25 protein-coding genes are annotated in these 26,844 nt (G+C 72.8%); 5 read left to right on the forward strand and 20 right to left on the reverse strand.

The window, feature by feature from the left end; translation table 11 throughout:
* Positions 1 to 108 precede the first annotated feature (108 nt).
* From OZN99_RS05105 to OZN99_RS05115, 3 genes are all read right to left on the reverse strand, one after another.
* A complete protein-coding gene (locus OZN99_RS05105) occupies positions 109 to 1,110 on the reverse strand; it encodes a Bug family tripartite tricarboxylate transporter substrate binding protein (RefSeq protein WP_270934101.1) in 1,002 nt (333 codons plus the stop codon).
* Positions 1,111 to 1,238: 128 nt separating this feature from the next.
* A complete protein-coding gene (locus OZN99_RS05110; RefSeq protein WP_270934102.1) occupies positions 1,239 to 2,642 on the reverse strand; it encodes a phosphatase PAP2 family protein in 1,404 nt (467 codons plus the stop codon).
* A 155-nt stretch (positions 2,643 to 2,797) separates the two neighbouring features.
* On the reverse strand, positions 2,798 to 3,961 hold the full coding sequence (locus OZN99_RS05115; RefSeq protein ID WP_270934103.1) for a diaminopropionate ammonia-lyase: 1,164 nt from the start codon (positions 3,959 to 3,961) through the stop codon (positions 2,798 to 2,800).
* A gap of 151 nt (positions 3,962 to 4,112) precedes the next feature.
* On the opposite strand from OZN99_RS05115, the gene OZN99_RS05120 reads away from it, so the two are divergent.
* Entirely contained in the window at positions 4,113 to 5,078 is a 966-nt protein-coding gene (locus OZN99_RS05120) for a tripartite tricarboxylate transporter substrate binding protein (RefSeq protein WP_270934104.1), read from the forward strand.
* Between the two features lie 5 nt (positions 5,079 to 5,083).
* Here OZN99_RS05120 and OZN99_RS05125 read toward each other — a convergent pair whose 3' ends face one another.
* From OZN99_RS05125 to OZN99_RS05155, 7 genes are all read right to left on the reverse strand, one after another.
* A complete protein-coding gene (locus OZN99_RS05125) occupies positions 5,084 to 5,503 on the reverse strand; it encodes an acyl-CoA thioesterase (RefSeq protein WP_270934105.1) in 420 nt (139 codons plus the stop codon).
* Positions 5,500 to 5,913, reverse strand: a complete 414-nt coding sequence (locus tag OZN99_RS05130; RefSeq protein ID WP_270934106.1) for an acyl-CoA thioesterase — start codon at positions 5,911 to 5,913, stop codon at positions 5,500 to 5,502. Before OZN99_RS05130 ends, OZN99_RS05125 begins: the two co-directional genes overlap by 4 nt.
* A gap of 3 nt (positions 5,914 to 5,916) precedes the next feature.
* Positions 5,917 to 7,098 (reverse strand): M20 family metallopeptidase, encoded by a 1,182-nt coding sequence (locus OZN99_RS05135; protein ID WP_270934107.1) that lies wholly within the window; start codon positions 7,096 to 7,098, stop codon positions 5,917 to 5,919.
* A gap of 59 nt (positions 7,099 to 7,157) precedes the next feature.
* Positions 7,158 to 8,135, reverse strand: coding sequence for a Bug family tripartite tricarboxylate transporter substrate binding protein (locus tag OZN99_RS05140; RefSeq protein ID WP_270934108.1), 978 nt, complete (start codon positions 8,133 to 8,135; stop codon positions 7,158 to 7,160).
* A 75-nt stretch (positions 8,136 to 8,210) separates the two neighbouring features.
* Positions 8,211 to 9,095 carry a fumarylacetoacetate hydrolase family protein gene (locus OZN99_RS05145; protein ID WP_270934109.1) on the reverse strand — a complete coding sequence of 295 codons (885 nt, stop codon included), beginning with the start codon at positions 9,093 to 9,095 and terminating at the stop codon, positions 8,211 to 8,213.
* Positions 9,096 to 9,114: 19 nt separating this feature from the next.
* Entirely contained in the window at positions 9,115 to 10,539 is a 1,425-nt protein-coding gene (locus tag OZN99_RS05150; RefSeq protein WP_270934110.1) for an amidase, read from the reverse strand.
* 52 nt (positions 10,540 to 10,591) lie between these two features.
* A complete protein-coding gene (locus OZN99_RS05155) occupies positions 10,592 to 11,155 on the reverse strand; it encodes a hypothetical protein (protein WP_270934111.1) in 564 nt (187 codons plus the stop codon).
* 102 nt (positions 11,156 to 11,257) lie between these two features.
* Here OZN99_RS05155 and OZN99_RS05160 point away from each other — a divergent pair, with 102 nt between their 5' ends.
* Positions 11,258 to 12,157, forward strand: coding sequence for a polysaccharide deacetylase family protein (locus OZN99_RS05160; RefSeq protein ID WP_270934112.1), 900 nt, complete (start codon positions 11,258 to 11,260; stop codon positions 12,155 to 12,157).
* Positions 12,158 to 12,252: 95 nt separating this feature from the next.
* Here OZN99_RS05160 and OZN99_RS05165 read toward each other — a convergent pair whose 3' ends face one another.
* The 6 genes from OZN99_RS05165 to OZN99_RS05190 all read right to left on the reverse strand — a co-directional run bounded on the left by OZN99_RS05165 (position 12,253) and on the right by OZN99_RS05190 (position 19,196).
* Complete coding sequence (locus tag OZN99_RS05165; protein WP_270934113.1) at positions 12,253 to 13,719, reverse strand: RICIN domain-containing protein; 1,467 nt, start codon at positions 13,717 to 13,719, stop codon at positions 12,253 to 12,255.
* 200 nt (positions 13,720 to 13,919) lie between these two features.
* Positions 13,920 to 14,936: an SMP-30/gluconolactonase/LRE family protein gene (locus OZN99_RS05170; RefSeq protein ID WP_270934114.1), complete on the reverse strand. Its 1,017-nt coding sequence runs from the start codon at positions 14,934 to 14,936 to the stop codon at positions 13,920 to 13,922.
* A gap of 134 nt (positions 14,937 to 15,070) precedes the next feature.
* Positions 15,071 to 16,048, reverse strand: a complete 978-nt coding sequence (locus tag OZN99_RS05175) for a Bug family tripartite tricarboxylate transporter substrate binding protein (protein ID WP_270934115.1) — start codon at positions 16,046 to 16,048, stop codon at positions 15,071 to 15,073.
* 148 nt (positions 16,049 to 16,196) lie between these two features.
* Positions 16,197 to 16,844 (reverse strand): GOLPH3/VPS74 family protein, encoded by a 648-nt coding sequence (locus OZN99_RS05180; RefSeq protein ID WP_270934116.1) that lies wholly within the window; start codon positions 16,842 to 16,844, stop codon positions 16,197 to 16,199.
* Positions 16,845 to 16,866: 22 nt separating this feature from the next.
* Positions 16,867 to 18,450: a gamma-glutamyltransferase gene (locus tag OZN99_RS05185; RefSeq protein ID WP_270934117.1), complete on the reverse strand. Its 1,584-nt coding sequence runs from the start codon at positions 18,448 to 18,450 to the stop codon at positions 16,867 to 16,869.
* Between the two features lie 65 nt (positions 18,451 to 18,515).
* A complete protein-coding gene (locus OZN99_RS05190) occupies positions 18,516 to 19,196 on the reverse strand; it encodes a GntR family transcriptional regulator (RefSeq protein ID WP_270934118.1) in 681 nt (226 codons plus the stop codon).
* A gap of 383 nt (positions 19,197 to 19,579) precedes the next feature.
* Between OZN99_RS05190 and OZN99_RS05195 the strand changes: the two genes are divergently transcribed.
* Entirely contained in the window at positions 19,580 to 20,002 is a 423-nt protein-coding gene (locus OZN99_RS05195; RefSeq protein ID WP_270934120.1) for a TerB family tellurite resistance protein, read from the forward strand.
* A 120-nt stretch (positions 20,003 to 20,122) separates the two neighbouring features.
* Complete coding sequence (locus OZN99_RS05200) at positions 20,123 to 22,285, forward strand: malate synthase G (protein ID WP_270934121.1); 2,163 nt, start codon at positions 20,123 to 20,125, stop codon at positions 22,283 to 22,285.
* Between the two features lie 122 nt (positions 22,286 to 22,407).
* Here the strand turns inward: OZN99_RS05200 and OZN99_RS05205 are convergent, their stop codons facing one another.
* Positions 22,408 to 23,694 carry a PP2C family protein-serine/threonine phosphatase gene (locus tag OZN99_RS05205; protein ID WP_270934122.1) on the reverse strand — a complete coding sequence of 429 codons (1,287 nt, stop codon included), beginning with the start codon at positions 23,692 to 23,694 and terminating at the stop codon, positions 22,408 to 22,410.
* 134 nt (positions 23,695 to 23,828) lie between these two features.
* Here OZN99_RS05205 and OZN99_RS05210 point away from each other — a divergent pair, with 134 nt between their 5' ends.
* Positions 23,829 to 24,404: an HD domain-containing protein gene (locus OZN99_RS05210; protein ID WP_270934123.1), complete on the forward strand. Its 576-nt coding sequence runs from the start codon at positions 23,829 to 23,831 to the stop codon at positions 24,402 to 24,404.
* 39 nt (positions 24,405 to 24,443) lie between these two features.
* On the opposite strand, the gene OZN99_RS05215 is transcribed toward OZN99_RS05210, so the two are convergent.
* The 3 genes from OZN99_RS05215 to OZN99_RS05225 all read right to left on the reverse strand — a co-directional run.
* On the reverse strand, positions 24,444 to 25,025 hold the full coding sequence (locus OZN99_RS05215) for a hypothetical protein (RefSeq protein WP_270934124.1): 582 nt from the start codon (positions 25,023 to 25,025) through the stop codon (positions 24,444 to 24,446).
* Positions 25,026 to 25,071: 46 nt separating this feature from the next.
* Positions 25,072 to 25,953, reverse strand: a complete 882-nt coding sequence (gene argB / locus OZN99_RS05220) for an acetylglutamate kinase (protein WP_270934125.1) — start codon at positions 25,951 to 25,953, stop codon at positions 25,072 to 25,074.
* Between the two features lie 53 nt (positions 25,954 to 26,006).
* The coding region (locus OZN99_RS05225) for a hypothetical protein (protein WP_270934127.1) at positions 26,007 to 26,844 on the reverse strand (838 nt) is incomplete at its 5' end.

Genomic DNA, 26,844 nt, shown 5'->3' on the forward strand with positions numbered 1-26,844 from the left:
CGCGGTCCAGCCCGCGCGCGTCGAGCCGCTCGCCGAGCAGCAGCGCGCGGGCGGGGATGGTGCCGTCCGGCACGGGCCGCGCCGGTCGCGGTCAGCGCGGCCGGCAGGTCAGTCGGCGCGGATCCCGGCGGCGCGGACGATCGGCTCCCAGGTGTCGATCTCGCTGCGGAGATAGGCCGCGGCGGAGGCCGGCGTGCTGCCGCGCACCACCTGCATCGCCAGGCCCTGCAGCCGTTCCTGCACGGCAGGGATCTCGATGGCGGCGTTCACGGCGCGGTTCACCGCCTCCACCACGGGCTGCGGCGTGCCGGAGCGCACCATCACCATGTGCCAGGTATAGGCCTCGTAGTTCGGCACGCCCTGCTCGGCGATGGTCGGGATGTTGGGGGCCAGCGGGCTGCGCTGCTTGGTGCTGATGCCGAGCGCGCGCAGCTCGCCGGAGCGCGTATAGGGCAGCGCGGAGGCGGCGATGTCGAAGATCATCGGGATGCGGCCCGCCAGCACCTCCGGCAGCGCGGCGGAGGACCCGCGGAACGGGATGTGGTTGACGCGCAGCCCGCCGGCCTGGTGCAGGAACAGCTCCGTCGCCAGGTGCACCGCGCCGCCATTGCCGGAGGAGGCGTAGTCGTAGCGCCCGGGATTGTCGCGCAGGACCTGGATGAATTCCTGGATGTTGCGCGCGGGGAAGTTCGGATTGACCAGCAGGATGACCGGCACCTGCCCGACGAGCGCCACCGGGGTGAAGTCGGCGATCGGGTCGAAGGGCAGGCGCGGGAACATCGGGCGCAGCACGGCATGCGCGACGGTGGTGTAGAGCACCACCGACCCGTCCTGCGGGCCCTTGGCGACCATGTCGGTGCCGATGACCACGCCGGAGCCGGTGCGGTTCTCCACCACCACGCGGTGCGGCAGGGCCTTGGACTTCTCGTCGGCGATCAGGCGGGCCGGCACGTCGGTTGGGCCGCCGGCGGCGAAGGGCACGATCATCCGCACGGGCTGGCTGGGCCAGCTCCCCTGCGCCGCGGCGGGCCGCAGGCCGAGCGCGGGCAGCGCAAGCGCGCCGCCGCCGAGCGTGAGGATGTGGCGGCGGCGAAGGGCCGTCTGCGTCATGTTCTGCGTCTCCCTGCGGGCGGATGTGCCCTGGCGTGCCTTGGACGCCGAACGCATGAGCAGGGGCGGAGGTCCTGTCAACTATCCATCGGAACGGGCCCGGGACGTCCCGGGCCCGCCCGTCAGGCTCAGCGGGTGGCGACGTCGGCCTGGGCACGTTCGATGGCGCGGCCGGCCACCTGCTGCGCCAGGCGCTGCCCGGCCGCGACGTCGCTGGGGTAGTGGATGCCGGCCCAGATGCGGGATTCCCCGGACTCCCGCCCCAGCGCCAGCAGCGACGCCGCGTCGCGCGGGAAGAGGTGCGAGAGCACCAGCGCGGCTGTCATCGAGTAGCAGGCATGCGCGGCCGGGTAGCTCGGGTGGTTCGGCGTGGCGAAGATCGGCCGCAACTCCGGGTCGAGCTGGAAGGGCCGGATCGCCCAATAGGCGTATTTGGCGTCCCAGCAGGCCACGCCGGCGTCGTAATGCGCGGCGTGCAGCAGGGCGTAGGTGCGCGCCGCGCGCGGCGGATCGGCGGCGAGGCCGTTCTCCAGCAGCAGGCGGCTCGTGTGGTTGCTCCAGTATTCGTAGTTGCGCAGCCCGCCGACCGCGACCTCCCAGAACAGCGCATCCGCATTCGTCTTCGGCGTGCGCGGGAAGGCGCGGAGCTGCGCCAGCTCCGCCTGGCGCTCGGGGCTGTCATGGGCGGCCGGCGGCGGCGGTCGGAACTCGTCGGGCGAGGCGAGCAGCCAGGGCCGCCACGTCGCCGCCTGCGGCATGATCGGGTTGGTGCCGTTCCACAGGCCAGGGCCCGTCGGGACGCTGCCGGTCCAGGGCAGTGCCGAGCGGTCGTTGCGGGCGCGCTCCAGCGCCGCGGCGGCGACCTGGCGGCCGAGCGCGGTGCCGGCCGCCACGTCGCTCGGGAAGGCGACGCCCGCCAGCAGGCGCATCCGCGACGCTTCCTCCGCAAGCCGCTCGAATTCCGCCGCGCGCTGCGGGAAGGACGCGCCGAGCATGGCCGCGGCAACCGCACCGGCCGCCGCATGCTCGTCCGGCCAGGACGGGCTCTGCGGCGTCGGCACCACGGTGGCCAGCGTCGGGTCGAGGACGGCGGGGCGCGCGCGGCCATGCGCGTGCTTGCTGTCCCATGCGGCGACCATCGCATCCGCCAGCGCGGTGTGCAGCGCCGCGAGATGACGCGAGGCGACATTGGCGTTCAGGCCGGCGCGCAGCGACGCCTCGAGCGCGATGGCGTTCCAGCGGTAGGACGGCGCGACCGAATCCCACCAGAGGATGCGCTCGCGCGTCTCGGCATCCACAGTCCCGGCCATCGCGCGGAGTTGCTCGATCTCTGCGCGGGTGGCGTCGGCGTCAGGCGGCGCCGGCAGCCGGAACTGGCTGCCGGAGGCGAGCACCCAGGTGCGCCAGCGGCCCGCGTCGGGCGCGATGCCCTGGGATGTCGCGGGCTGCGCGCCCGCCCCGGCCGGCGCCAGCGCTGCCATGAGGAGGAATGCCGCGCCGGCGGCCCGGCGCTTGGCTGCGAAGCGGATCATGTCGTGTCTCTCCTGCGCTCCGGGTCGTCCGAAGCGGCGGGACACTGCGCCTGCCGCATCGCGAGACGGCAGGGAATTGCGGTTTCGCAGGTTTCACGAACATGGCACGCGGCGCGTCACGCGACCCGCGGTTGAACAGCGCCTGCGCCCTGCCCTCAGATCTCGCGCGTCAGCCGCGCGTAGGTCTCCGGATCGGTCGCGCCTTCCGTGCCGAACAGCAGCACGCGACTGTCCGCATCCAGCCCGAGCATGGCGCGCGAGAACGGATCGCGCGCCGCGAGCAGCAGCGCGGCGAGGCCCGCGACCGCGCTCTCGCCCGCGACGACCGGCGGCTTGCGCCGGGCGAGCAGGCGCATGCAATCCACCGCGCTGTCGTCGGAGACCGACATGAAGGCGAAGGCGCCGCGCTCCAGCTCCTGCCAGGCCAGCAGGCTCGGCTCGCCGCAGGCGAGCCCCGCCATCAAGGTGTCGAGATCGCCCTCCACCGCGACCGGCTCGCCGGCCTCGGCGGAGGCGAGCAGGCAGGCGGCCTTGTCGGGCTCCACCGCCACCACCTTCACCGCGCCGCCGTGGCGCGCGCGGAGCTGCACGGAGACGGCGGCCGCGACGCCGCCGACGCCGCCCGGCACGAAGGCATGGGTCGGCGGCGCATCGAGCTGGTTCGACGCTTCCTCCGCCATCAGCCGGTAGCCCTGCATCACGTCGCGCGGCACCTCCGTGTAGCCCTCCCAGGAGGTGTCGGAGACGACGAACCAGGCCTCGCGCTCCGCCTCATGGGCGCAGGCGCGCACGGCGTGGTCGTAGGTGCCGGGCACGACGCGGAGCTCCGCGCCGTATTTCGCGATGGCGTCGCGCCGTCCCTGGCTGACGCCTTCATGCACGAAGATCACGCAGCGGCAGCCGAAGCGCTGCGCGCCCCAGGCGACGGAGCGGCCATGGTTGCCGTCCGTGGCGCAGGTGACCGTGATGCCCTGCGCGGCATCGCGATGCGCGCCCTCCTCCAGTTCCTTCGTGGTCGCGTGGTTGGCGACGCCGCGGCGCGACAGTTCCGTGACCAGCAGCTTCGCCACCGCATAGGCGCCACCGAGCGCCTTGAAGGAGCCGAGGCCGAAGCGCGGCCCCTCGTCCTTGTAGTGCACGGCGGCGACGCGCGCGGCCTGTGCGACCTCCGGCAGCGGCAGCAGCGGCGTGGGTTCATAGCCCGGCCAGGATTCGATCTCCGCCCGGGCGCGCCGGAACCCCCCCTCGGGCAGCACCACGACGCCGGGCGTGCCGTGGCGGCGGTTGAGGAGCAGGCGATAGGGGCGGTTCGGGATCATGCCCGGAAGGTAGGCGCCGCCGGCGCCCGGTGGGAAGGTGCGGGCCCGCCGCGTTCCGCACGGCGGAACGAATCCCATTGCCGAATCAGGGAGTTGCCTGCGGACGGCGGGGCGCGCCAAGCTGGCCGCCGCATTCGGGAGGACAACGACCATGACCACGCGCCGCATCCTGCTGGGCGCCGCCGCGGGGCTGCTGGCCGCGCCGCGCCTGGCGCGGGCCGCTTGGCCTGCGGACCGGCCCATCGAGGTCATCGTGCCCTTCCCGCCCGGCGGCGGCGTGGACAACATGGTGCGGCCCATCATGAACTTCGTGCAGCCGCGCCTGCCCGGCGCGCGCTTCGCCATCGTCAACCGCGCCGGCGCCGCCGGGCAGCTCGGCTTCGAGGCGATCTTCAACGCGGCCCCCGACGGCTACACGATCGGCGCGGTGACCAACACGGCGATGCATGCCGTCGCGATCGAGCGGCGGCCGCGCTACCGGCCGGAGGACTTCACCTACATCGCGAACGTGGTGGACGACCCCGGCGGCTTCTGGGTGCGCGCCGACAGCCCATGGCGCAACCTGGCCGACCTGCAGGCGGCGGCGCGGCGGGGGCCGGAGACGATCGGCGTCGGCACCGCCGGCATCGGGTCCGACGACCATCTGCTGCAGCTGGGCTTCGAGAACGCGGCCGGCGTGCGGCTGCTGCACGTGCCCTACAACGGCACCGCGCCGGTGGTGCGCGACGTGCTGGGCGGCAGCCTGCCGGTGGGCAGCCTCAACATGAGCGAGGGCCTGCCGCTGATGCGCGAGGGGCGGATCCGCTGCCTGGCGCAGGGCGGCCCGCAGCGTTGGGCGCCGACCGGCGAGGTGCCGACCTTCCGCGAGCAGGGCTTCGACGTGCTGGGCGGCAGCGCGCGCGGCATCGCCGGGCCGCCCGGCATGCCGGCGGAGATCGTGGCGCAGCTGCGCGAGGCGTTCCGCGCGGCGCTGGCCGACCCGGCGATGATCGCCGATGCCGAGCGGTCGAACATGCCGCTGCGCCCGCTGGTGGGCGACGCCTACAAGGCGATGATGCAGGAGGACTACGCGGCGCTGCGCGCGCTGTGGCAGCGCCGGCCCTGGCGCGAGGGGTAGCCCGGCTATCCCTCCGCCGCGCCCTCGGCCAACAGCTTCGCGCGCAGCTCCGGCCAGAGCGGCACCTTCTCCCCGGTGTCCTGGCGCGTGACGACGCAGACGGCGCGGCCGGTGCAGCAGGCCTCGCCCTCCTTCAGCAGCGCGTAGTCGTGCACGAAGGAGGTGCGGCGGAAGGCGCTGGCGCGGCAGGCGAGCTGCACGGCGTCGCCGAAGCCCACCGCGCGCAGGTAGCGCGCCTCGATCTGCGCCACCACCGGGCCGGGGCGGTCCGGCGTGATGGCGTGGCCGGTCAGCGCCTGCCAGTGATCGACGCGCAGATCCTCGAACAGCGTCAGGTAGGCCGCGTGGTTGACATGGCCGTAGAGGTCGCACTCCGACCAGCGGATGACGTGCGGGCGCAGGATGGTCCAGGCCTGGTCGCTCATGGCGTCGTCGGCTCCGGCGGCACGGGTCGCGGACGACGCGCGGCGTCTATGGCGACGAAGGTGAACACCGCCTCCGTCACGACATTGGCGGATTCGTCCGCGCGCTCCCGCCGCCAGGCCTCGATCTCGATCTTCATGGAACTACGGCCGACCGAGACGATGCGGCCGTAGATCGAGACCTCGTCGCCCACCAGCACCGGGGAGTGGAAGACCATCGCATCGACCGCGACGGTCGCGACGCGGCCGCGCGCGCGGCGGCCCGCGGCGTTGCCGGCGGCGAGGTCCATCAGCCCCATCAGCCAGCCGCCGAAGATGTCGCCGTTGGGGTTGGCGTCGGCGGGCATGGCGATGGTGCGCAGCAGCGGCGCGTCGGTCGGCGGCGCGGTGGGACGGGGGCGGCGCTCCGGCATGGCTCAGATCCCCGCGGCGTCGAGGCGGAGGATGGCGCGGGCGAGCGCCTGCGCCCGCGGCACCAGGCTGTCGAGTTCCAGATACTCCTCGGGGCTGTGCGCCTTGCCGCCCACGGGCCCGACAGCGCAGAGCGTCGGCGCGCCCATCGCGGCGGTGAAACCGGAATCGGCGCAGCCGCCGGAGAAGTTGGGCTTGGCGTCGAAGCCCGCTTCCTGCGCCGCGCCGCGATAGAGTTCGTAGACGCGCTTCGACGCGTCGTCCTGCGTCAGCGGCAGGAACTCGCCCTTGATCGTGAGCTTCGCCTTCGTGCCGGGCACGAAGGATCTCGCGATGATCGCCTCGATCTTCGCCATCACCTCGTCGCGGTCGGCGGGCTCGACATAGCGCAGGTCGATCTGGCCCTGCGCCCAGGGTGCCACGGTGTTGACGCTCTGCCCGCCGGTCACGAGGCCGACATTCAGCGTGATGCCGCGCGAAAGGTCGGTCAGCGCGTGGATCGCGGTGATCTTGGCGGCAAGCTCGCCGATGGCGCTGATGCCCTGCTCGAAATTGCCGCCTGAATGCGCGGCCTTGCCTTCGATGTCGAAGACCGAGAAGACGCCGCCCTTGCGGCCCGTCACCACGCCCCTGTCGGGGCGGCCGGGCTCGGAGTTGAACACCACGCGCGCCCCGCGGGCCTCGGCCTCGATCACCGGGCGGCCTTCGGGGGAGCCGATCTCCTCGTCGCCGGTGAACAGCCCGACCAGCGGGCCGGGCGCGCCGCCGAAGCGCCTGAAGGCGGCGAGCACGAACATGTTCATCACCAGCCCCGCCTTCATGTCGGCGACCCCGGGGCCGTAGGCGCGGTTGCCCTCGATGGTGAAGGGCCGGCGCGTCGGCTCGCCCTTCGGGAAGACGGTGTCGCGGTGGCCCATCAGCAGAATGTTGCGGCGCTGATTGCCCGCGCCGGCACCGCCCTCGGCTTCCACCGTCGCGCGCAGGCAGTCGCCGAAGCGGGACTGCGGCAGGGTCTGCACGGGGATGCCGTGGCCGTCCAGGAAACGCGCGATCTGCGCACCGACGGCATCCACGCCGGCCTTGTCGTAGCTGCCGCCATCGGTGTCCACCATCTCGCGGAGTGCGGCGACCATGGCGTCGTGCTGGCTGGCGAGCCAGGCGGTGATGTCAGTCTCGTTCGTGGGCATGCCGGGTCCTTTCCGCCGCGCAGGCTGCCATCGGCGCCGCGCGGCGGAAAGGGCGAAGGCTATTCCACCTTGCCGATGCGCTGCACCGCGCGCAGCAGGCGGGCGCTGTCCTCCTCGAAGAAGCGCTGGAACTCCGGCTGGTCGAGATAGGCCACCGGCGCGCCGGCGGCGGTGAAGGCCTGGACCAGCTGCGGGTCCTGCACGGCCTGGCGCACGGCATCGCGCAGGCGCTGGATGATCGGTGCCGGCGTGCCGGCGGGGGCGAACAACCCGGCCCAGATGTAGAACTCGACGTCGGCGAAGCCCTTCTCCATGAAGGTCGGCACGTCCGGGAAGGCGGCGACGCGGTCCTTGCCCCAGCAGCCCAGCACGCGCAGGCGGCCGTCGCGGACATGCTGCGTCAGGGTGCCGGGCGCGGAGGCGAGCGCCTGGATCTGGCCCGAGAGCAGCGCGGTGATGGCCGGGCCGGCGCCGGCGAAGGGCACGTGCAGCAGGCGGATGCCGGCGCTGGCGGCCAGCATCTCCATCGCGACATGCAGCGTGCCGTAGGTGCCCGAGGAGCCATAGGGGATGTCGCCCGGACGCGCCTTCGCCGCGGCGATGAACTCCTCCATCGTGCGCCAGGGCGCGGAGGCGGGGACGGCCAGCATGGTCGGGTCGGCATTGACCAGCGCGATCGGGGTGAACTGGTCCACCGTGTAGGGCGGCGTGCGGTTGAACAGCTTCTCCGCTTCCGGGATCACCGCCAGCGACGACAGCGCCATCAGCAGCGTGTAGCCATCCGGCGCGCTGCGCGCGACGAAGGCGTTGCCGATGGCGCCCGCGGCGCCGCCGCGGTTCTGCACGATGACGGGCTGGCGCAGGATGCGCTCCATCGCGGCCGCGGTGGGGCGCGCGGCCAGATCGGCCTGGCCGCCCGGCGGGAAGGCGACGACCATGGTGACGGGGCGGGAGGGGTAGTCGGACTGCGCTTGCGCGTGCGTCGCGAAGGGAATGGTCGCGGCAGCGGTCAGCAGGGTGCGGCGATGGAGGCTCATGGCGTTCTCTCTGGTTCTCGTGCCCTCCCCCGCAGCCAAGCGGGGGAGGGAAAAGCATCGCGGGGCAGGTCGAGCTCAGCCGACCGCGTTCTCCAGAACGCCGATGCCGGTGATCTCGATGCGGATCACGTCGCCCTTCTTCAGGAACTTCGGCGGGTTGAAGCCGATGCCGACGCCGGCCGGGGTGCCGGTGGCGATGACGTCGCCGGGCTCGAGCGTGATGGCGGCGCTGATCGCCTCGATCAGCGTCGGGATGTCGAAGATCAGGTCGGCGACGGGCGCCTGCTGGCGCTGCTCGCCGTTCACCCAGGTGGTCAGCACCAGCTTCGTCGGGTCGGGCACCTCGTCCGCGGTCAGGATGGCCGGGCCCATCGGGCAGAAGGTGTCGAGGCCCTTGCCGAGGATCCACTGGCTGTGGCGCTTCTGGAGGTGGCGCGCGGTGACGTCGTTCACGATGGTGTAGCCGAAGACGTGACGCAGCGCGTCCGCCTTGGCGATCCCGCGCCCGCCCTTGCCGATCACCACGCCGAGTTCGCCCTCGTAGTCCAGGCCGCCGGTGGGATCGAGCGCGCCGTTGATGGGCTCGCCGGTCGCGATGATCGCGGTATGCGGCTTGCTGAACACCACCGGGAAGGGCGGCACCACGTCCTTCGCGCCGCCGTCGAAGCCCGAGCCCGCGAATTCCTTCGCATGCTCGTGGTAATTCTTGCCGACGCAGAACACGTTCTTCGGCGTGCGCGGGATGGGCGCGCAGAGCTTCGCGCCCTCCACCTTCGGCGCCTTCGCCAGCGCCGCGCGCAGCTTGACCAGCATGGCGGGCTCGGCGCCGCAGAGGTCGAGCATGGTCTCGCCGCGCAGCGCGGGCTCCGCCGCGGCCAGGTCCAGCACGGCGCCGTCGGCGGCGAGCGCGCCCAATTCGAACTGCACCCGGCCCGGCCGCGTGAAGGTGACCAAACGCATCGCCTGTCGTCCTCGTCGTCTATCCCTTGGCGGGGCGCATCTGCCCGGTTTCGGCCGGCTCCGCCAGGGGGAGGGTCGCGGCCTGCTCGATCGCCCGGGCGGCGCGGAAGGCCAGGTCGTCGCGGTAGAGCGCGGCCGCCACCTGCACGGCGCGCGGCATGCCGGCATCGTCCAGCCCGACGGGCACGCTGATGGCGGGCTGGCGGGTCAGGTTGAAGGCGAAGGTCCAGGGCGCCCAGTCGCGCCAGAGCGATTCCACCGGCGTCACGGTTGGCGCATCGGCGTCGAAGGCGGCGGTCGGGGTGCAGGCGGTCAGGATCAGGTCGTAGCGCTGGTGGAAGCGCGCCATGGCGTGGGCGGCCTCCAGCCGCAGCATGTCGGCGGCCAGGAAGTCGGCGGCGCTCATCTCGCCCATCCGCTGCGCGACCTCGCCGATGCCGGCATCCAGCAGGCCGCGCTTCTCCTCCGGCGTCGAGGACCAGAGCCGGGCCATGGCCACGCCCCAGACGCGGGTGAAGATCGCCCGCGCATCCGGCATCTGCGGGTCCGCCTCCTCCACCACCGCGCCGGCCTCCATCAGCAGGGTCGCGGCCAGGCGCAGCGCGGCCTCGCCCTCGGGGTCCAGCGGCGGCTCGAAGCCGAAGCTGCGGACGATGGCGACGCGCAGGCCCTTCACCCCGTCGTCGATCCCCTCCCGCCAGTCCCGCCCACCCTCCGGCAGCGAGACGGGGTCGCGCAGATCGTGCCGCGCCATGGCGGAGAACATCAGCGCGGCGTCGCGCACCGTCCGGGTCATCGGGCCGGCGACCGCGACGGCGGAGAAGGCGCCGTGCGGCCATTGCGGGATGCGGCCGTAGCTCGGCTTCACCCCGACCAGGCCGCAATAGGCGGCGGGGATGCGGATGGAACCGCCGGCATCGGTGCCGATGTGCAGCGGGCCGAAGCAGGCGGCGCCGGCGGCCCCTGCCCCGCTGGACGATCCGCCGGGCGTGCGCTGCGGGTTCCAGGGGTTGCGCGTGATGCCGTGCAGCGGGCAGTCGCCCGGCGACTTCCAGCCGAACTCCGTGGTGGTGGTCTTGCCCAGGATCACCGCCCCTTCCGCCTTCAGCCCGAGCACGGCCGGCGCGTCCTCGGCGACCGGCGCGGCATCGGTCGTGCGGCTGCCGCGGCGCGTGGGGAAGCCCGAGAGATGCAGCAGGTCCTTCACCGTGCTCGGCACGCCGTCCAACAGGCCAAGGGGCCGCCCGGCCATCCAGCGCGCCTCGCTCTCGCCAGCGGCGCGCAGCGCCTGCGGGTTCATCGCGGCGAAGGCGTTGACCCAGGGGTTGTAGCGCGCCACGCGCTCCAGCACGGCCTTCAACGCCTCCACCGGGGAGAGGGCGCGGCGGGCGTAGAGCGCGAGCAGCTGCTCGGCGGTCATCAGGGCGGGGTCGGTCTGGGTCATGGCACGCTCGCGGGGCGGAGGGGGAGCGGGAGGGGACGGGATCGGCGGCCGCTCAAAGGTTACGGCGGACGGGGCCGCAGCGCCCGAACCCATAGTAGGACCTATCGCTGACATCGCCCGTCGATCTGGTCTCGCCGAAATAGCCGCCGGCACGCGCGACGGCGAGGTCCGTCTCGTGGATCGAGGTGACATAGACCGACATGTTCGCCAGCGGGACGAAGGTCGCAACGGCATCGACCAGACCGCCGATGCCCGACTGGAAGCCGGAGAAGACCACCCCGTAGCAGTCCTGCGCCGCGACGGCGTTGCGGAAGCCCATCCAGGTCCAGTCCTGATCGCGCCGCCAGTAGCCGCCCGGAATGTGGTTGAAGTAGCCCAGGCCCCAGCCATTGCCGACCGCCTGCACGACGCAGACCACCATGCAGTTCGTCATCGCGCTGGTCCGGATTCCCTCCAGCGCCGCGAAGTTGCCGGACCAGGGTGGGCCCATCGGCACGTCGAGGAAATTGGCGGTGTCGGCGCCCAGCAGGATCGGGCCCTGCGTCGGCGTGAAGGGCAGCTGCAGCCCGGCGCGACCGGGCGGCTGGCCGCGCTTGGCGATGTAGAATCCGGGCATCCAGTTCCCCTCCGCGGCCGAGCGGCCGTACGGCGCAGGATCGACGCCGGGACGGCGCGAGGCAAGAATGCACCACGCCGCCATCACCGGAGCCGCCCCGCCATGCCAGAGCTCAGCGAGAACCCCTGGGAGTGGTCGGAGCCGGAATGGCGCCGCATCGTCGGCCGCGCGCGGGCCGGCCGGTCGCTGGCGCCGCGATCCTGGCCGGGCGGGGCGCGCTGCGCCGTCAGCCTCTCCTTCGACGCGGACCACGAGACCATCCCGCTGCGCGACGCGGACCAGAGCCCGATGCGCATCAGCCAGGGCCAGTACGGCAACCGCCAGGGCGTGCCGCGCATCCGCGCGCTGCTCGCGCGGCACGGCATCAAGGCCAGCTTCTTCTACCCCGCCGTCTCCGCCCTGCTGCATACCGAGGAGATCCGGGCGGTGGCGCAGGACGGCCACGAGATCGGCATCCATTCCTGGATCCACGAGGCGAACACCAAGCTGCCGCCCGGCGTGGAGCGGGAGCTGACGTTGCGCGCCGCGGACACGCTGGAGAAGCTGAGCGGCCAGCGCCCGGTCGGCATCAGGACGGCCAGCTGGGATTTCAGCGTGGACACGCTCTCCATCATCCGGGAGATGGGGCTGCTCTACGACAGCAGCCTGATGGCGGATGACGACCCCTATGAGCTGCTGGACGACGGCGAGCCGACGGGCATCGTGGAATTGCCGCCGGAATGGATCCGCGACGACGCGGTGTATTTCAACATGGTGCGCTTCTCCGCGCTGCGCCCCTACACGCCGCCATCGGCCGTGGAGGAGATCTTCACCGCGGAGTTCGAGGGCGCCTACGTGGAGGGCGGCCTGTTCCTGCTGACTATGCATCCGCACGTCATCGGCCACCGCAGCCGCATCGCGCTGCTCGACCGGCTGGTGCGGCACATGAAGGCGCGCCAGGGCGTGTGGTTCGCCACCCATGCGGAGGTGGCGCGGTGGTGCAAGGCGCAGGCCGCGCCCTAGCGTGGATCGCCGGCAGGCGGGGTCGCCTGCCGGCGCCGATGCGCTCCATCACGACCAGGCTGCGGCGCAGCGCGGCCTGACGCGCGGGGTGGGCCTCAGCGTGGCCCGTTCCGGCGATGCCAGTCGGCGTCCACGTTGCTGAACTGCTGGGCCGGGCTGCCGTCGCAGGGCATCTGCGTCAGCGTCGCGGGCGTGCCGAGCGAGACCTGCAGCGGCCCGCCGCCGCCCCGCCGGCCCGGCACGGCATGCAGGCAGAGGCCGCTGTGGTCGCTGCGGATCGTCCAGGTCGAGCTGCCGGAGACCGTCCACTTCTCATTCGCCGCGTTGACGCAGGGAAAGAGGATGACCAGGGCATTCGGCGCGGTGCTGGCCCCCGAGATGTTCAGGCACCTGCCGCTGTCGACATGCAGGAGCTGATGGGTGTTCGCGTCGTAGGACCATTGCTCGAAGGCGGGCTCCACCGGGCAGCCGGCAAGCCGGGCGACACGGAGCTCGTGGCAGCGCTCGAAGGTCAGCTGCACGTCGATCGCGGCACCCGCGGGGGCGACGAGCGGCTCGTCGATGTTCTGCGCGTAGAGCGCGCGGCGCGCCGCGAGCACGCTAGCCGGCACGCGCGGGAAGGTGCCGATGAAGGCGTCGTCCGGTGGGATCTGCTGGATCGCCGCGAGGATTGCATCTCGCACGTGGAAGATGCTGGAGTCCCAGCAGCGGTTCACGCGCCAGACCCAGGCCCAGGGATCCGGCGCGCCGCAGGTCTGACCGGGCATGCATTCCGTCTCGCACCAGGAATGCACGCCGGTCAGCCGCCATTCGAGGCGGCGTCGCGGAGACAGCGGGTTGTCCCAGTCCTCGACCAGCGTCGGCCCGCCGCTGTCACCGGCCGCGATGGTGGCGCCATCGCCGCCGAAGAAGGAATACTCGGTGGCCTGGATGCCGGTGATGGCGAACTCGACCGACCGGTACTGACCGTCGCCGGAGGAGGGTGTCGGGCCGACGGGCGAGGCGAGCTGGTTGCGCCCGCGCCCGAAGGCCAGCACAGCGCTGTTGGAAATCGGCGCGCGCTCGTTCAGCCGGCGTTCGCGGATGTCGGGCCTGCCGAAATCGTGCAGCCCGACCTGCAGGAGTGCGATGTCGGTCGGCCTTCCGGCGGCGTCGAAGCCGCGCGCGTTTCCCATCGCGCAGCGCGCGGCCTGCGGCGTGCCCAGGGCGATGACCTGCCGGGCGTCAACCGTCTTCGTGTTGCCCGGCCAGTCCGCGCGCGGCCAGTTGGCCGTGAGCTGGATCTGGTTGGCGGCGAATTGCGGGCAGGTGCCGGCGGAGGAGAAGACGCAATGCGCCGCCGTGATCGCCCAGTAGTCGTTCAGCATCGAGGCGCTGCAGGTGCCCTCGGGATTCGTCAGCGTCAGCAGGCCGAAGCGCTCCCGCGTCTGCGGATCGGCGATGTTGCCCTCCACGACCAGCTGCTGCTGCGAGGTGCCCGTCGGCGGCGGCTGCGCCAGGGCCGGCCCGGCCAGGACAGCAAGCAGCGCGCCGGCGTGCGGGCGCCAGGAATGCGCAGGCATGATGAACACCCTCCTCGTCTCAGCCCAGCCAAGGCCAGATGGAGGACGCGCCCAATGCAGGCCGGCGCGGAACGGCTCAAATCGAATCATCCCCTGGCCCGGCGCGGCAGTCTGCGCAGGTGCTTGCGCCAGGCAGGATCACGCTTGCTCGACGGGACAGGCGGCGGCCTGACGGGGCCGCCGCGCAGGCCGGTTCCGCGTCAGCCGTAGGCGACGCCCTGCGTGTTCACGTAAAGGGCGTAGAGCGAGCGGCTGGCCGGCATGAACAGCCGGTTGCGGTGGCGGCCGCCGAAGGCGAGGTTGGCGCAGCGCTCCGGCAGGTGGATGTGGCCGATCGCCGCGCCGGACCGGTTGATCACGCGCACGCCGTCGAGTTCCGGCGTGCCCATGCCCCAGCCGACCCAGAGATTGCCGTCCACGTCCACGCGGAAGCCGTCGGGCGTCTCGCCCTCGCGGCACTGGTAGAAGACGCGGTTGTTGGACAGGCGGCCATCCTCCGCCACGTCGAAGGCGCGGATCACGCGCGCGGGCGTCGCGCCGGCCTCGACCACGTAGAGGATGCGCTCATCCGGCGAGAAGGCCAGACCGTTCGGGCGGTTGATGTCGCCGGTCGCGACCGTGATTCGGCCGGTCTGGCCATCGACGCGATAGAGGTTGGTCGGCAGTTCGGGGGTCGCCGTCTCGCCCTCGTAGAAGCCCAGCACGCCGAAGGGCGGGTCGGTGAACCAGATGGAACCGTCGCGCTTCACCACCACGTCGTTCGGGCTGTTCAGCGGCTTGCCGTCGAAGCGGTCGGCGATGACGGTGATGGCGCCGTCGAGCTCGGTGCGCGTCACGCGGCGCGTCAGGTGCTCGCAGGTGATCAGCCGGCCCTCGCGGTCGCGCGTGTTGCCGTTGGAGTTGTTCGACGGCTCGCGGAAGACGTCCATGCGGCCGGTCGCCTCGCTCCAGCGCATCAGGCGGTTGTTCGGGATGTCGGAGAAGACCAGCGTGCGGTGGTCGCCGAACCAGACGGGTCCCTCGGTCCAGCGGAAGCCCGTGGCCAGGCGCTCCACGGCGGCGAGCGCGATGCGATAGCGGCCGAAGGACGGGTCGAGGAGCTGGACGGACGGGTCCGGATAGCGCCCGATGGGCTCGCCCCGCTGGGCGAGGGCAGGCGTGGCGAGCAGGGCAGCGCCCGCCGCCCCCCGCAGCCAGGTGCGGCGGTCGATGTGCATGTGCGTCTCCTTCCCCTTCGGCCCGGATCGGGCCGGCGGGAAGGCTGCCACATGCGGATCGGCGAAAGCGAGGCGCACGGGCCTTGCCCGTGCGGGAAGGACGGGGCGGCGCAGCGGCCGCCCCGGCCCGGTCGTCAGCTCACCACGATGTTGAACTGGCGCGCCACCGCGGTCCAATCGGCGATCTCCTTGCGGATGATCTCGACGAAGGCCGCGCCGGTCGGCGGCGGGTTGCGCGGCATGGTCTGGATGTCGGTGAAGCGAGTCATCAGCTCCGGCCGCGCCAGGATGGTCGGCGTCAGCGCGGTGAGACGCTCCACGATCGGCTGCGGCAGCCCCTTCGGCGCCGAGAGGCCGAGCCACTGCGCCGAGGTCAGCTTCGGATAGCCGAGCTCGGCGAAGGTCGGCACGTTCGGGAAGGCGGCGAGGCGCTGCGGCGAGGAGACCGCGAGCGCGCGCAGCGACCCGTCGCGCATCTGCTGCACGTTGGTGGTGATGGGGTCCACCATGCTCTCGATGTTGTTCGCCAGCAGGTCCTGCATGGCCGGCGCGCTGCCGGCATAGGGGATGTGGTCGAGGTTCGGCGCCCGCGCCTCCGACGACAGCATCGCGCCGAGCAGGTGCGGCGCGGAGCCGATGCCGGAGGAGCCGTAGCGGACGGGCCGCGTGCGCGCCGCGGTCAGCAGCTGGTCCAGCGTCTGGAAGGGCGAGTTGCCGCGCACCAGGATGATGTTCGGCGCCTCGACCAGCTGCACCATGTGCGTGAAGTCGTTGATCGGGTCGAAGGGCAGCGTCGGGCGCGTGGCGGTGGAGAAGACGTGCACCGAGGCGTGGCTGACCAGCAGCGTGTAGCCGTCGGCCGGCGCCTTCGCGACGGCGTCTGTGCCAATGATGCCGCCGGCGCCGGGGCGGTTCTCCACCACCACGGACTGGCCAAGCGCGGCGGCGAATTGCGGCGCCATCAGGCGCGCGACCGTGTCGACCAGGCCGCCCGGGGGAAACTGGGCGACCAGGCGGATCGAGCGGTTCGGCCAGGCCCCCTGGGCCAGCGCGAGGGACGGCGCGGAGAGGGCGCCGGCGGCAAGGCCGAAGAGATGGCGGCGGTTCATCATGGATCTGCTCCCGTGGTCAGACAGGAGGCAACCTGCATAGGTTCCGGGCAGAGATCCCGGCCCATGCGCCAGCCACGCGACCTGTCACGGGTGAGTGAGCAAGAGCCGTGCCGCGCGAGCGCCTTTCGCGGCGGAAGCTTGCGCGCGGTCAGCCCGCGCCGCGGCCGGCCCGCACATCGGCCACTGCCACCGCCAGCGACCGGTTCAGGCTCTCGATGCGGGTGACGAGGCCGAGCCAGCCCTGCACGCGGGCCAGTTCCTCCGCGCTGAAGATCAGCGGCAGCAGCCCAGCGGCGCGCGCCAGCCCCAGCAGCAGTGCGTCGCGCGGCTCCGGGATCTCCTCCGCCAGCAGCAGGATGCGCAGCCGGTCGCGCGCGCGGGCGGCATCGTCCCGCCCTTCCGGCTTCGGATGGCGGCGGTCGGTGAAGAACCAGAGCACGTGGTCCTGCACGCGGCGCAGCCGGCCCGAGTCGACCAGGCGCTCCATCAGGCGGTCCCGCACCTCGCCGGCGTCGCGCGCCAGCAGCATGATGGCGCCGCGCGCGTCGCGCGGCGCGGCGGGATCCGCCAGGTCGGCCAGCGCGCCATCCAGCACGACGTCCCAGGTCGGCGTGTCGTCGGCCACCCAGAGCCGGTCGCGGTCGGTGTCGATGCGGCCGGCCAGCGCCAGGTCCATCAGCAGCGCTCCGGCCAGCGCCAGGTCCGGCGCCATGCCCTGCCGCCCGACCGGCCGGCCGGTGGCGTCGTCCAGCGAGAGGAGGATGATCTCCTCGGCGAGCAGGAGCGGCGCCGCCATGCCCTGCCTCCCCTCGCCGCCCTCAACCCTGCGCCAGCGCCGCCGACCAGGGCGACATGGCGTCGCTGATGCCGGTGCGCTGGCCGTCGGGGCCGATGGCGATCAGGTTCGGGCAGGCGAAGTTCACCGGCAGCACCGCATGCTCCACCACCTCGAGCGGGCCGAGGGCGGCCAGAGCGGCGAGCGTCTCCGCCGGCAGGCGGCGGTCGGCGGTCGCGCCTTCCGGGCCGGAGACGTCGAGGCGCGGTTGATGCGCCGCCTCCTCGGGATCCATGCCGAAGCCGGCGACGAGGGCGAGGATCTGGAACACCGCCGCCAGGATGCGCCGCCCGCCCGAGGCGCCGAGCGCGATGGCGGGCACGCCGGCCGCGTCGGTCGCGATCACCGGGGACATGTTGCAGAGCGGGCGCCGGTTCGGCGCGATGGCGTTGGGCGTGCCGGGGCGCGGGTCGAACCACATGACGCCGTTGTTCATCAGCACGCCCGAGCGCGGCAGCACGACGCGGCTGCCCATGCTGGACAGCAGCGTGGTCGTCATCGCGACCATCATGCCGTCGGCGTCGCAGACGGTCAGGTGGGTGGTGCAGCTGTCCGTGCCTTTCGGCTCGGCCTCGCCGAGGCCCTCCAGGCGCTCGGCATAGGCCTGCTGCATGGCGCGCGCGAAGGCCAGGTGCCAGGCGGTGGAGGGCGCGCGGCCGGACCAGTCGGCGCCCTCCATCAGCGCCATGACGCGGCGGAAGGTCGGCGCCGCGGTCAGCCCGTTGGAGAGGTGCAGCGTGCGGCCACGCCAGGGAACGGGGATGGCCGGCAGGAACCGCGCCTGGCAGCCCGCGAGGTCGGCGGCGGAGAGCACGCCGCCCATCTCCTTCGCATCGGCCGCGATGGCCCGGGCGACCTCGCCTTCGTAGAAGTCGCGGAAGCCGGCGCGGGCGAGCTGCTCCAGCGTCTCGGCCAGGGCGCCGAGGCGGAAGAAGCCGGGCGAGCCCTGGTAGGGGGCGACGGGCGGCAGGCCGTTCGGCAGGTAGATGCGCGCCGATTCGGGATAGAGCCGCAGCGTCGCCGCGGCATTGGCGACCTTCAGCGTGGTGAACCAGTCCTGCGCCAGGCCGCGCCTGGCCAGCGCGATGGCCGGTGCCAGAACGTCCGCGGCCGGCAGGCGCCCATGTGCCCGGTGCAGCGCCGCATAGCCTGCCACCGCGGAGGGGATCACGAAGGAGAGCGGGCCGTGGATGTTGCGGTCGCCCTCCACCTCCGGCCAGGAGAACAGGTCCTGCTTCATCCGCCCGGTCATCGGGAAGGCGGCGGGGTCGAGGGCGCCGGGCGAGACCGGGCCGAAATCCAGCGTCTGCGCCGGCAGGCCCGGCCCGGCCAGCTGCGCGAAGCCGATGCCGCCGAGACCGGAATTCCAGGGCTCCACCGCGGCCAGCGCGAAGGCCATGGCCGCCGCGGCGTCGGCGGCGTTGCCGCCGGCCTCCAGGATGGCGATCCCGGCCTCCGCCGCGGCGCGGGACTGGGATGCCACCATGCCGCGCCGGCCGCGCGCGGCGGGTTTGGTCACCTGCCAATGCTGGGTGGTGTGCGGCGGCGGGTCGTAGCGGAGCGGCATGCGGGGATCCTGTGTGGAACGGCGGGATCATGCCTCCGCCGGACCGTCTCCGCCATGCCGAGGGGTCAGCGCCGCTGGCTGCGCCGCGCGGCGATGGCGCCCTCGAAGTCGAAGGCCTCGTGCCAGGCCAGGTGGCGCTCCAGGGCGGCCAGCGCCCCGGCGGCATCGGCCCGGGCCAGGCAGTCCAGCAACTCGTGATGCTCCGCCACGATGGCCGGGCCCGGGCGCACGCCCTGGCCAAGGCTCCAGATCACGGCCAGCTGGCGCGCCAGGCCGAGCCAGAGCGCGTGCAGCACCGCATTGCCCGAGGCGCGGCAGATCTCGCCATGCAGCGCGACATCCGCGGCGACGGTCGCGGCCTGGTCGCCATCCAGCAGGGACTGCTGGTAGACCGCCGCGGCCCGCCGCGCCGCCGCCAGGCGCTGTTCGCCACCGCCTGCGGCCGCGATCTCCTTCACGGCAAGCGCTTCCAGCGCGGCCCGGACGCGGGTGAGCTCCGCGACGCCGCGGTTCGTCACCTGCATCAGCCGCATGCCCTTGTAGGGCGTGCTGACCACGATACCCTGGCTCTCCAGCAGGCGAAGCGCCTCCCGCACGGGGACGCGGCTGATGCCGAGATCGCGGGCGATTTCTGCCTCCACCAGGCGGTCGCCGGGCAGGAAGGCACCGCGCGCCGCGGCCAGCACCACGGCCTCGGCCGCCTGCTCGACCATGGTGCGCGGCTGGACGGGCGCGAGGCGCCGCACCGGTGCGTCGTCGAGGGGCGGAGCCTCTGGGGCTCCCGCGGTCATTGGGCTCACGGCTGGAACACGGTCCGGGGAATACGAGCAGACTAGTTTCAATTATTCGGTTCATGAAGGGCGGTGTTGCACAGGCACGACACCACCCCGGACGGTGTTGCCCTCACGCAACGCTTTTTCGTGCCCGCGTGTCGAAATTTCTACTCTGGATTGAACCAGGAACGTTGCGCCCGGCGGAGGGCGGCAGTTGCGCGGCGCCACCTGTTCTGGCTCAAGGCGGCCGGGCGGTCCGACTCGGCCGCCCGTGTTCTGCCGGCGACGGCGCCCCGATGCAGGACCCGTGGCGGGGATGCGCGGCGCGGTCGCGGGCCAAGCCCGGGAGACCCACGATGTTCAACCTGTTCAAGTCGCAGGCGCCCGCCTTCGACCTCACGCCCCGCAACTGCCTGGTGGCGTCGCTGCTGTATTGCATGGCCTCGGATGGCGAGATGGACGAGGAGGAGGTCGGCCACCTGCTCTCCGTCATGGGGCCCAACGCCACGCGAGAGGCGCTGAACACGGCGCTGCGCTTCTGCCGCGCGACGCCGGCCGAGCAGTTCGCGCAGCAGGCCGCGCAGCGCCTGCGGCCGGACCAGAAGCTCTGCATCGTGCTCAACATGATCGACAGCGCCATGTCCGATGGCGAGGCGGAGCCGCAGGAGCAGCAACTCGTGATGGGCTTCATCCGGACCTTCGGACTGTCGGAAGCCGAGCTGGAGCCGCATTTCCGCACCCTGACGGCGAAGAACGACCGCGCCGTGCTGGATCGCTGAATGCATGGCGGGACCGTAACGGTCCCGCCCCCTTGCCTCGCGGCGTGAATGCCCGCAAATCGCGCGGCCCCGTCCGCGTGCGACCGCCCGCGAGCCGGCGGCCATGAGGAGGTTAGGCAAGTGTCAGTTTCCGTCCGGATCGGTGGCCTCGGCGTTGCCCCCGCGCTGCGCGACTTCATGGAGAACGAGGCGCTGCCCGGCACGGGGGTGGAGCCCGCGCGCTTCTGGGCATCCCTGGAAGCGATCCTGCGCGACTGGGCGCCGCGCAACGCCGAGCTGCTGGCCCGACGCGACGCGCTGCAGGCGAAGATCGACGCCTGGCACCGCGACAACGCCGCGCGCCCGCTGGACCTCGTCGCCTACAAGGCCTTCCTGACGGAGATCGGCTACCTGGTGCCGGAGCCCGCCGACTTCAGCGTCGGCACCACGGACGTGGACGCCGAGATCGCGCAGACCGCCGGCCCGCAGCTGGTGGTGCCGGTCTCCAACGCGCGCTACGCGCTGAACGCGGCGAATGCACGCTGGGGCAGCCTGTACGACGCGCTCTACGGCACCGATGCGATCCCCGAGGATGACGGGGCGGAGAAGGGCAAGGGCTACAACCCGAAGCGCGGCGCCAAGGTGATCGCCTTCGCGCGCGGCGTGCTGGACAAGGCCGCACCGCTGGCCGGCGGCGTCGGCCATGCCGAGGCGACGAACTACGCGATCGAGGGCGGCGCGCTGACCGTCACGCTGCGGGACGGCCGCAAGGTTGGCCTGGCGCGGCCCGGCCAGTGCGTCGGCTACCAGGGCGACCCCTGGGCGCCGGAGGTGGTGCTGCTGGTGAACCACGGCCTGCACCTGGAGATCCGCATCGACCGCACCAGCGCGATCGGCAAGGACGATCCGGCCGGCATCGCCGACGTGGTGCTGGAGGCGGCGCTCACCACCATCCAGGACTGCGAGGATTCCGTCGCCGCGGTGGACGCCGGGGACAAGGTGGTGGTCTATCGCAACTGGCTCGGCCTGATGAAGGGCGACCTGACCGCGGATCTGGAGAAGGGCGGGCGCACCATCACCCGGCGCCTCAACGCCGACCGCACCTACAAGACGCCGTCGGGTAGCGCCGTCACGCTGCACGGCCGGTCGGTGATGCTCGTGCGCAACGTCGGCCACCACATGATGACGGATGCCGTCACGCTGGACGGCAAGGAGGTCCCGGAGACCGTGCTGGATGCGATGTGCACGGTCGCCATCGCGCTGCACGACATCCGCGGCAAGCGGATGAACAGCCGCGCCGGCAGCGTCTACATCGTGAAGCCCAAGATGCACGGGCCGGAGGAGGTGGCGGCTGCCGACTCGCTGTTCGCGAAGGTGGAGGATGCCCTCGGCCTGAAGCGCGCGACGCTCAAGATGGGCATCATGGACGAGGAGCGGCGCACCACGGTGAACCTCAAGGCCTGCATCAAGGCCGCGAAGGACCGCGTGGTGTTCATCAACACCGGCTTCCTCGACCGCACCGGCGACGAGATCCACACCTCGATGGAGGCCGGCGCCGTCGTCCGCAAGAACGACATGAAGGGCCTGCCCTGGATCAAGGCGTACGAGGACTGGAACGTCGATGTCGGCCTGGCCTGCGGGCTGCGCGGCCGGGCGCAGATCGGCAAGGGCATGTGGGCGATGCCGGACATGATGGCGGCGATGCTGCAGCAGAAGATCGGCCATCCGAAGGCCGGCGCGAACACCGCCTGGGTCCCCTCCCCCACCGCCGCGACGCTGCATGCGCTGCACTACCACGAGGTGGACGTCGCAGCGCGCCAGGCGGAGATCGCGGGCGGCGGGCGGCGCGCGAAGCTTGACGACATCCTGAGCGTGCCGCTGGCCGAGAACACCAACTGGGCACCGGCCGACGTGCAGGCCGAGCTCGACAACAACGCGCAGGGCATCCTGGGCTACGTGGTGCGCTGGGTGGACCAGGGCGTCGGCTGCTCCAAGGTGCCGGACATCAACGACGTGGGGCTGATGGAGGACCGCGCGACGCTGCGCATCTCCTCCCAGCACATCGCCAACTGGCTGCGCCACGGCATCGTGACGCGCGAGCAGGTGATGGAGACCATGCGCCGCATGGCGGCGGTGGTGGACCGGCAGAATGCCGGCGACCCGCTCTATGTGCCGATGGCGCCTGGCTTCGACGGGCCGGCCTTCAAGGCGGCCTGCGACCTGGTGTTCGAGGGCACAGCGCAGCCGAACGGCTATACCGAGTTCGTGCTGCACCGCCGGCGGCGGGAGGCAAAGGCGGCGTAGGGCCAGCCGCGGGGGCGCTGCCCCCGGACCCCCGCCGGGGAGCCTGAGGCTCCCCGAACCCCACCATCTGTTTTTCGACGCCGGAGGCGGAGGGGGCCAAAGCGCCCCCTCCGCCTCCGGCGTCAAACGGACGCGGGTCCAGGGGCATCATGCCCCTGGTGGGGGGTGCGGGGGGCAAGGCCCCCCGCGTCGCCATCCCACCGCACCGCCAGCAGCGTGATGTCGTCTGCCTGTTCCGCCGTGCCCGCGTGGCGGTCCACCGCCTCCGCGACATGGCGGACCAGCGACGCCGGGTCGCCCGTCGGCGCCGCGGCCGTGGCGTGTACCAGGCGTTCCGTGCCGAACTCCACCCTTTCCGGGTCCATCGCCTCCGTCACGCCATCCGAATACAGCACCAGCGTGCCGCCCGGCGGCAGCGCGAGGCGGCCGGAGGCGCCCTTTGCGCCGGGAAACATCCCGAGCCCCGGCGATCCGCCCACCGGACACGGCGCCGCCGCCCCGTCCGGCCCGCGCAGCACCGGCGGGCAATGGCCGTAGTTGACCCAGTCCATCGCGCCGCTGCGCAGGTCGAGCACGCCGGCGAACATCGTGACGAACATGTCGGCGTCGTTGCCGGCGGCAAGCTGGTCGTTCAGACCGCGCATCGCCGCCTCCAGCGAGACCCAGGTCGCCGCCGCGTCGCGCAGCAGCGTCAGCGCGCGCATCATGAAGAGCGCCGCGCCGATCCCCTTCCCCGCCGCATCGCCCACCGCCAGCAGCAGCTGGTCCGGGCCGAGCAGCATCGCGTCGTAGAGATCGCCGCCCACCTGACGCGCCGGCCGGATGTGGGCCGCGATCGCGAAGCGGTCCTGGCCCGGGAACCAGGGATCCTCCCGCCGCAGCACGCCGAGCTGGATCTCCCGCGCCAGCGCCAGCTCCCGCACCAGCGCCTCGTGCCGCAGCCGCGCCTGCATCGCGGCGGTCAGGGCCTCGGTGTTGTTGCGCAGCATGCGGCTGAGCCGACGCATCACGTCGCGCGCCACGCCGGGCACGGCGACGACCTCCGCCCAGAAGACCTCGGCCGGCACCAGCAGCACGCGGCAGGGCGCGACCGCCACCACCCAGGCCGAGGCCGGCAGCCCGTCGATCACCGACATCTCGCCGAACATCGCGCCGGGCGCGACGGCGATGGGCGCGGAGCGGTCGGCCAGGTCGAAATGCACCTCCGCCGCCCCGTCCAGCAGGAAATGGAGGGTGTCGTTCGGGGCGCCGCGCGCGATGATCACCGCCTCCGGCGCGAAGCGCGCCAGCTGGCTGCGCGCCAGCACGCGCGCCAGCAGGTCCGGCGCCAGCCCGCCCAGCACGGACAGGCCGGCGCAGTCGCCTGGCTGCACGGCGCGACAGGCGGGGTCGAGGGCGACGCGCTTCATCCGCGCAGGATTGGCCGGGCCGCCTGCCGCTGTCGAGCGACGGCACGGCAGGCGGAGGCTGACAGCGACCGCCGGGACCGATAGGTAGCGGACGCGGCCGGGCGCGGGGGGCGTGCGGCGCATGGAGGGCGGTCGTGGACGCGCGCATCCTGGCCGAGCTGCAGCGGCGCTACGCGGAGCCGCACCGCAGCTATCACCGCTGGGCGCGCGTGGCGGAGATGCTGGCCGCGGCGGAGGACGTGCTGAACGGCATCGCCGACCGCGGCGCCTTCATCCTGGCCGTGCTGTTCCACCGCGCCGTCTTCGACCGCCGCATGCCGGACGGCCCGGCCCGCAGCGTCGCGCTGATGCGGGAGCTGGCCGCGGACACCCCGGCGCCGACGCTGCGCCGGGCGGAGGGGCTGATCGGCGCGCTGGCGGCACGCGAGCTGCCGAAGACGAGCGACCCCTCGCTGCGCGGCGACGCGGCGCTGCTGCTGGACATGGACCACGCCGTACTCGGCGATCCGCGGGCGGTGTTCGACGCGTATGAGGAGGCGTTCCGCCGGGAATACGCGCATCTCGGCGACGACGCCTATGCCGCCGGCCGCGCGGCGGAGCTGCGGCTGCTGCTGTGGCGGGACCGGATCTTCCTGACCGACCGCTTCTACCTGGAGCGCGAGCGCCAGGCGCGGCGCAACCTGGAGCGGCTGCTGGAGAGGCTCGGCTGACCCGCCGCCCGATCACCGGCGGGCCAGCCGGCCGGCCGGTCAGCGCCGCGGCGGGACTTCCGAGATGCGCACGGTGGCGCGCTGCAGCGGGCCGCGGTCCAGCGTACCGACCCAGATGTTGTAGTTGCCGTGCAGCGGCCGCTGAAACACGACGCCCGGATTGAGGCCCTCCAGGTCGTCGTTGCAGTGCCAGTTGCCCTGCGGGTCGTTGATCACGATGGTCGTGTCGGCGTTCGACACAGCCGAGATGTAGAGAGGATACTGCTGCTGCTGGCCGGGCGCATAGTTCAGGTCCACGTCCGGGCGCGAGAAGTCGATCCAGCCGGCGCAGCTCGGCCCGACAGACGTCGCCTCGCGCGACCCGCCGGCCTCCACCGCCACCTCCCGCGGGTCGGGCTCGAAGCCGACCTGGAGGTTCAGCGTGCCGTAGCGCGGCTCCGCCCGCCAGTCGGGCGGCGGCTGGTCGGTCGCCGTCTCCTTCGGCGGGAAGCGGGATTCCGGCGCGGCCTGCGCCGGCCCGCCCTTCTGGGCCTGGGCGATGCCGCCGACGGCAAAGAGCGCGACCGCAACAACGGCGGCGAGTTTACTTCTCATGACCGGGTCCTGCTGCTGCGACGGCACGATAGCAGCCCGTCCCAGGCGCGAAGGCAAGGCCGCCCGGGCAGCGTCAGGGCCGGATCAGCGTGCCGGCGCCGCCATCGGTGAACAGTTCCACCAGCACCGCATGCGGCACGCGGCCGTCCAGGATCACCGCGCCCTTCACGCCCTGCTCCACGGCGTAGATGCAGGTCTCGACCTTCGGGATCATCCCGCCGGAGATCCAGCCATCCGCGATGCCCTGCTTCACCTGCGCCACCGTCATCTCCGGGATGAGCTTCCCGTCCGGGCCGAGCACACCGCGCACGTCGGTCAGCATCAGCAGCCGCTCCGCCTCCAGCGCGCCCGCGATGGCGCCGGCGACGGTGTCGGCGTTGATGTTGAAGGTCTGGCCGTCCGCGCCGACGCCGACCGGCGCGACCACCGGCACGATGTCGGCGCCGATCAGCAGCTTCAGGATCTTCGGGTCGATGCGCTCCGGCTCGCCCACGAAGCCGAGGTCGATCTCCCGCAGCACTCCGGCCTCGTCCTTCACGCGCCGCGTCACCTTGCGCGCGCGCACCAGGCCGCCATCCTTGCCGGAGATGCCGACGGCCATCGCGCCGGCGCGGGTGATCGCCTCCGCGACCTGCTTGTTGACCGGGCCGGCGAGGACCATCTCGACCACGTCGAGCATCTCCGCATCCGTCACGCGCAGGCCCTGGACGAAGGTGGACTTCACGTCCAGCCGCTTCAGCATCGCGTTGATCTGCGGGCCGCCGCCGTGGACGACGACGGGATTGACTCCGACCTGCTCCAGCAGGGCGATGTCGCGCCCGAAGCGCAGCGCGGTCTCCTCCTCGCCCATGGCGTGGCCGCCGTATTTCACCACGACGATCTGGTCGTCGTAGCGCTTCAGGAAGGGCAGCGCGCCGGCGAGGGTCGCCATCTGGTCGAGCGCGTCGTCGGTCATCGTGCAGGCGTTCCCCAGGAGTCCCGGGCGGATAGGAGCGGCGGGCCCCATGGTCAAGGCACCGCCAGCGTGACCTCCATCGCCTGGCCGGCCGCCAGGGTGATCGCCTGCTCGTGCCAGGCGCCGCCGGTGCGCAGCCGCACCAGCCATTCCCCGGCGCTCAGCACCAGTCGCGGTTGCGCCGCGCCGGAGCTGGCGGCGGCGCGCGGATCGCCGGGGCGGCGCACCTCCCACAGCTGCACCGGCACCGGGGCCCCGTTGCGGCGCGCGTTCAGCGTCACCTCGCCGGCGCCGAGCTCGAGGCGCACGGCGACGGTCTGCCCGGCCGGGACGAAGACATCGGTCTCGGCGCGCGCCTCCCCGGCCTGGAAGCGCAGCCGGTAGCTGCCCTGGACCAGGCGCATGGCGGGCTCCGCCGCGCCGGAGGTCAGTACCGGCTCCCCGGCACGGAAGCCGGGCACCTCGTCGGCCAGGACCGTCCAGTTGCCGCCGCGCGGCGGCGCGCCGGGACCGAGCGCGCCGAGCGGGCGCAGCGTGCCGAGGTTGAGCACCACGCGATGCGTCATGCGCGCGCCGGTCGTCTCGAAGCGCTCCGTGATGCGCGCGGTGCCGACGCGCACCTGCACCTCGTAGCGGCCGGCGGGCACGGTGACGTTCACCCGCGCCGCGCCGCTGGCCGGCACCATGGTCTGCGGCGGGTCGGTCAGCGCCACCAGGGTCCAGGTGCCGACCGGCACGGTGGGGCCGCCCTCGACCTCGACCGCCTCCAGGGTCAGGTTCGTCTCGGCCGCGACCGGCGCGGGACGCGCCGGGGCGGGCGTGGGCGCGGCGGGCGGGGCGGTGGCCGTCACCTCGGCCAGGGCGCGCGACAGGTCGGCGGCGGATTGCGCG

The sequence above is a fragment of the Falsiroseomonas oryzae genome (assembly GCF_027856955.1).
Classification (GTDB): Bacteria; Pseudomonadota; Alphaproteobacteria; order Acetobacterales; family Acetobacteraceae; genus Falsiroseomonas; species Falsiroseomonas oryzae.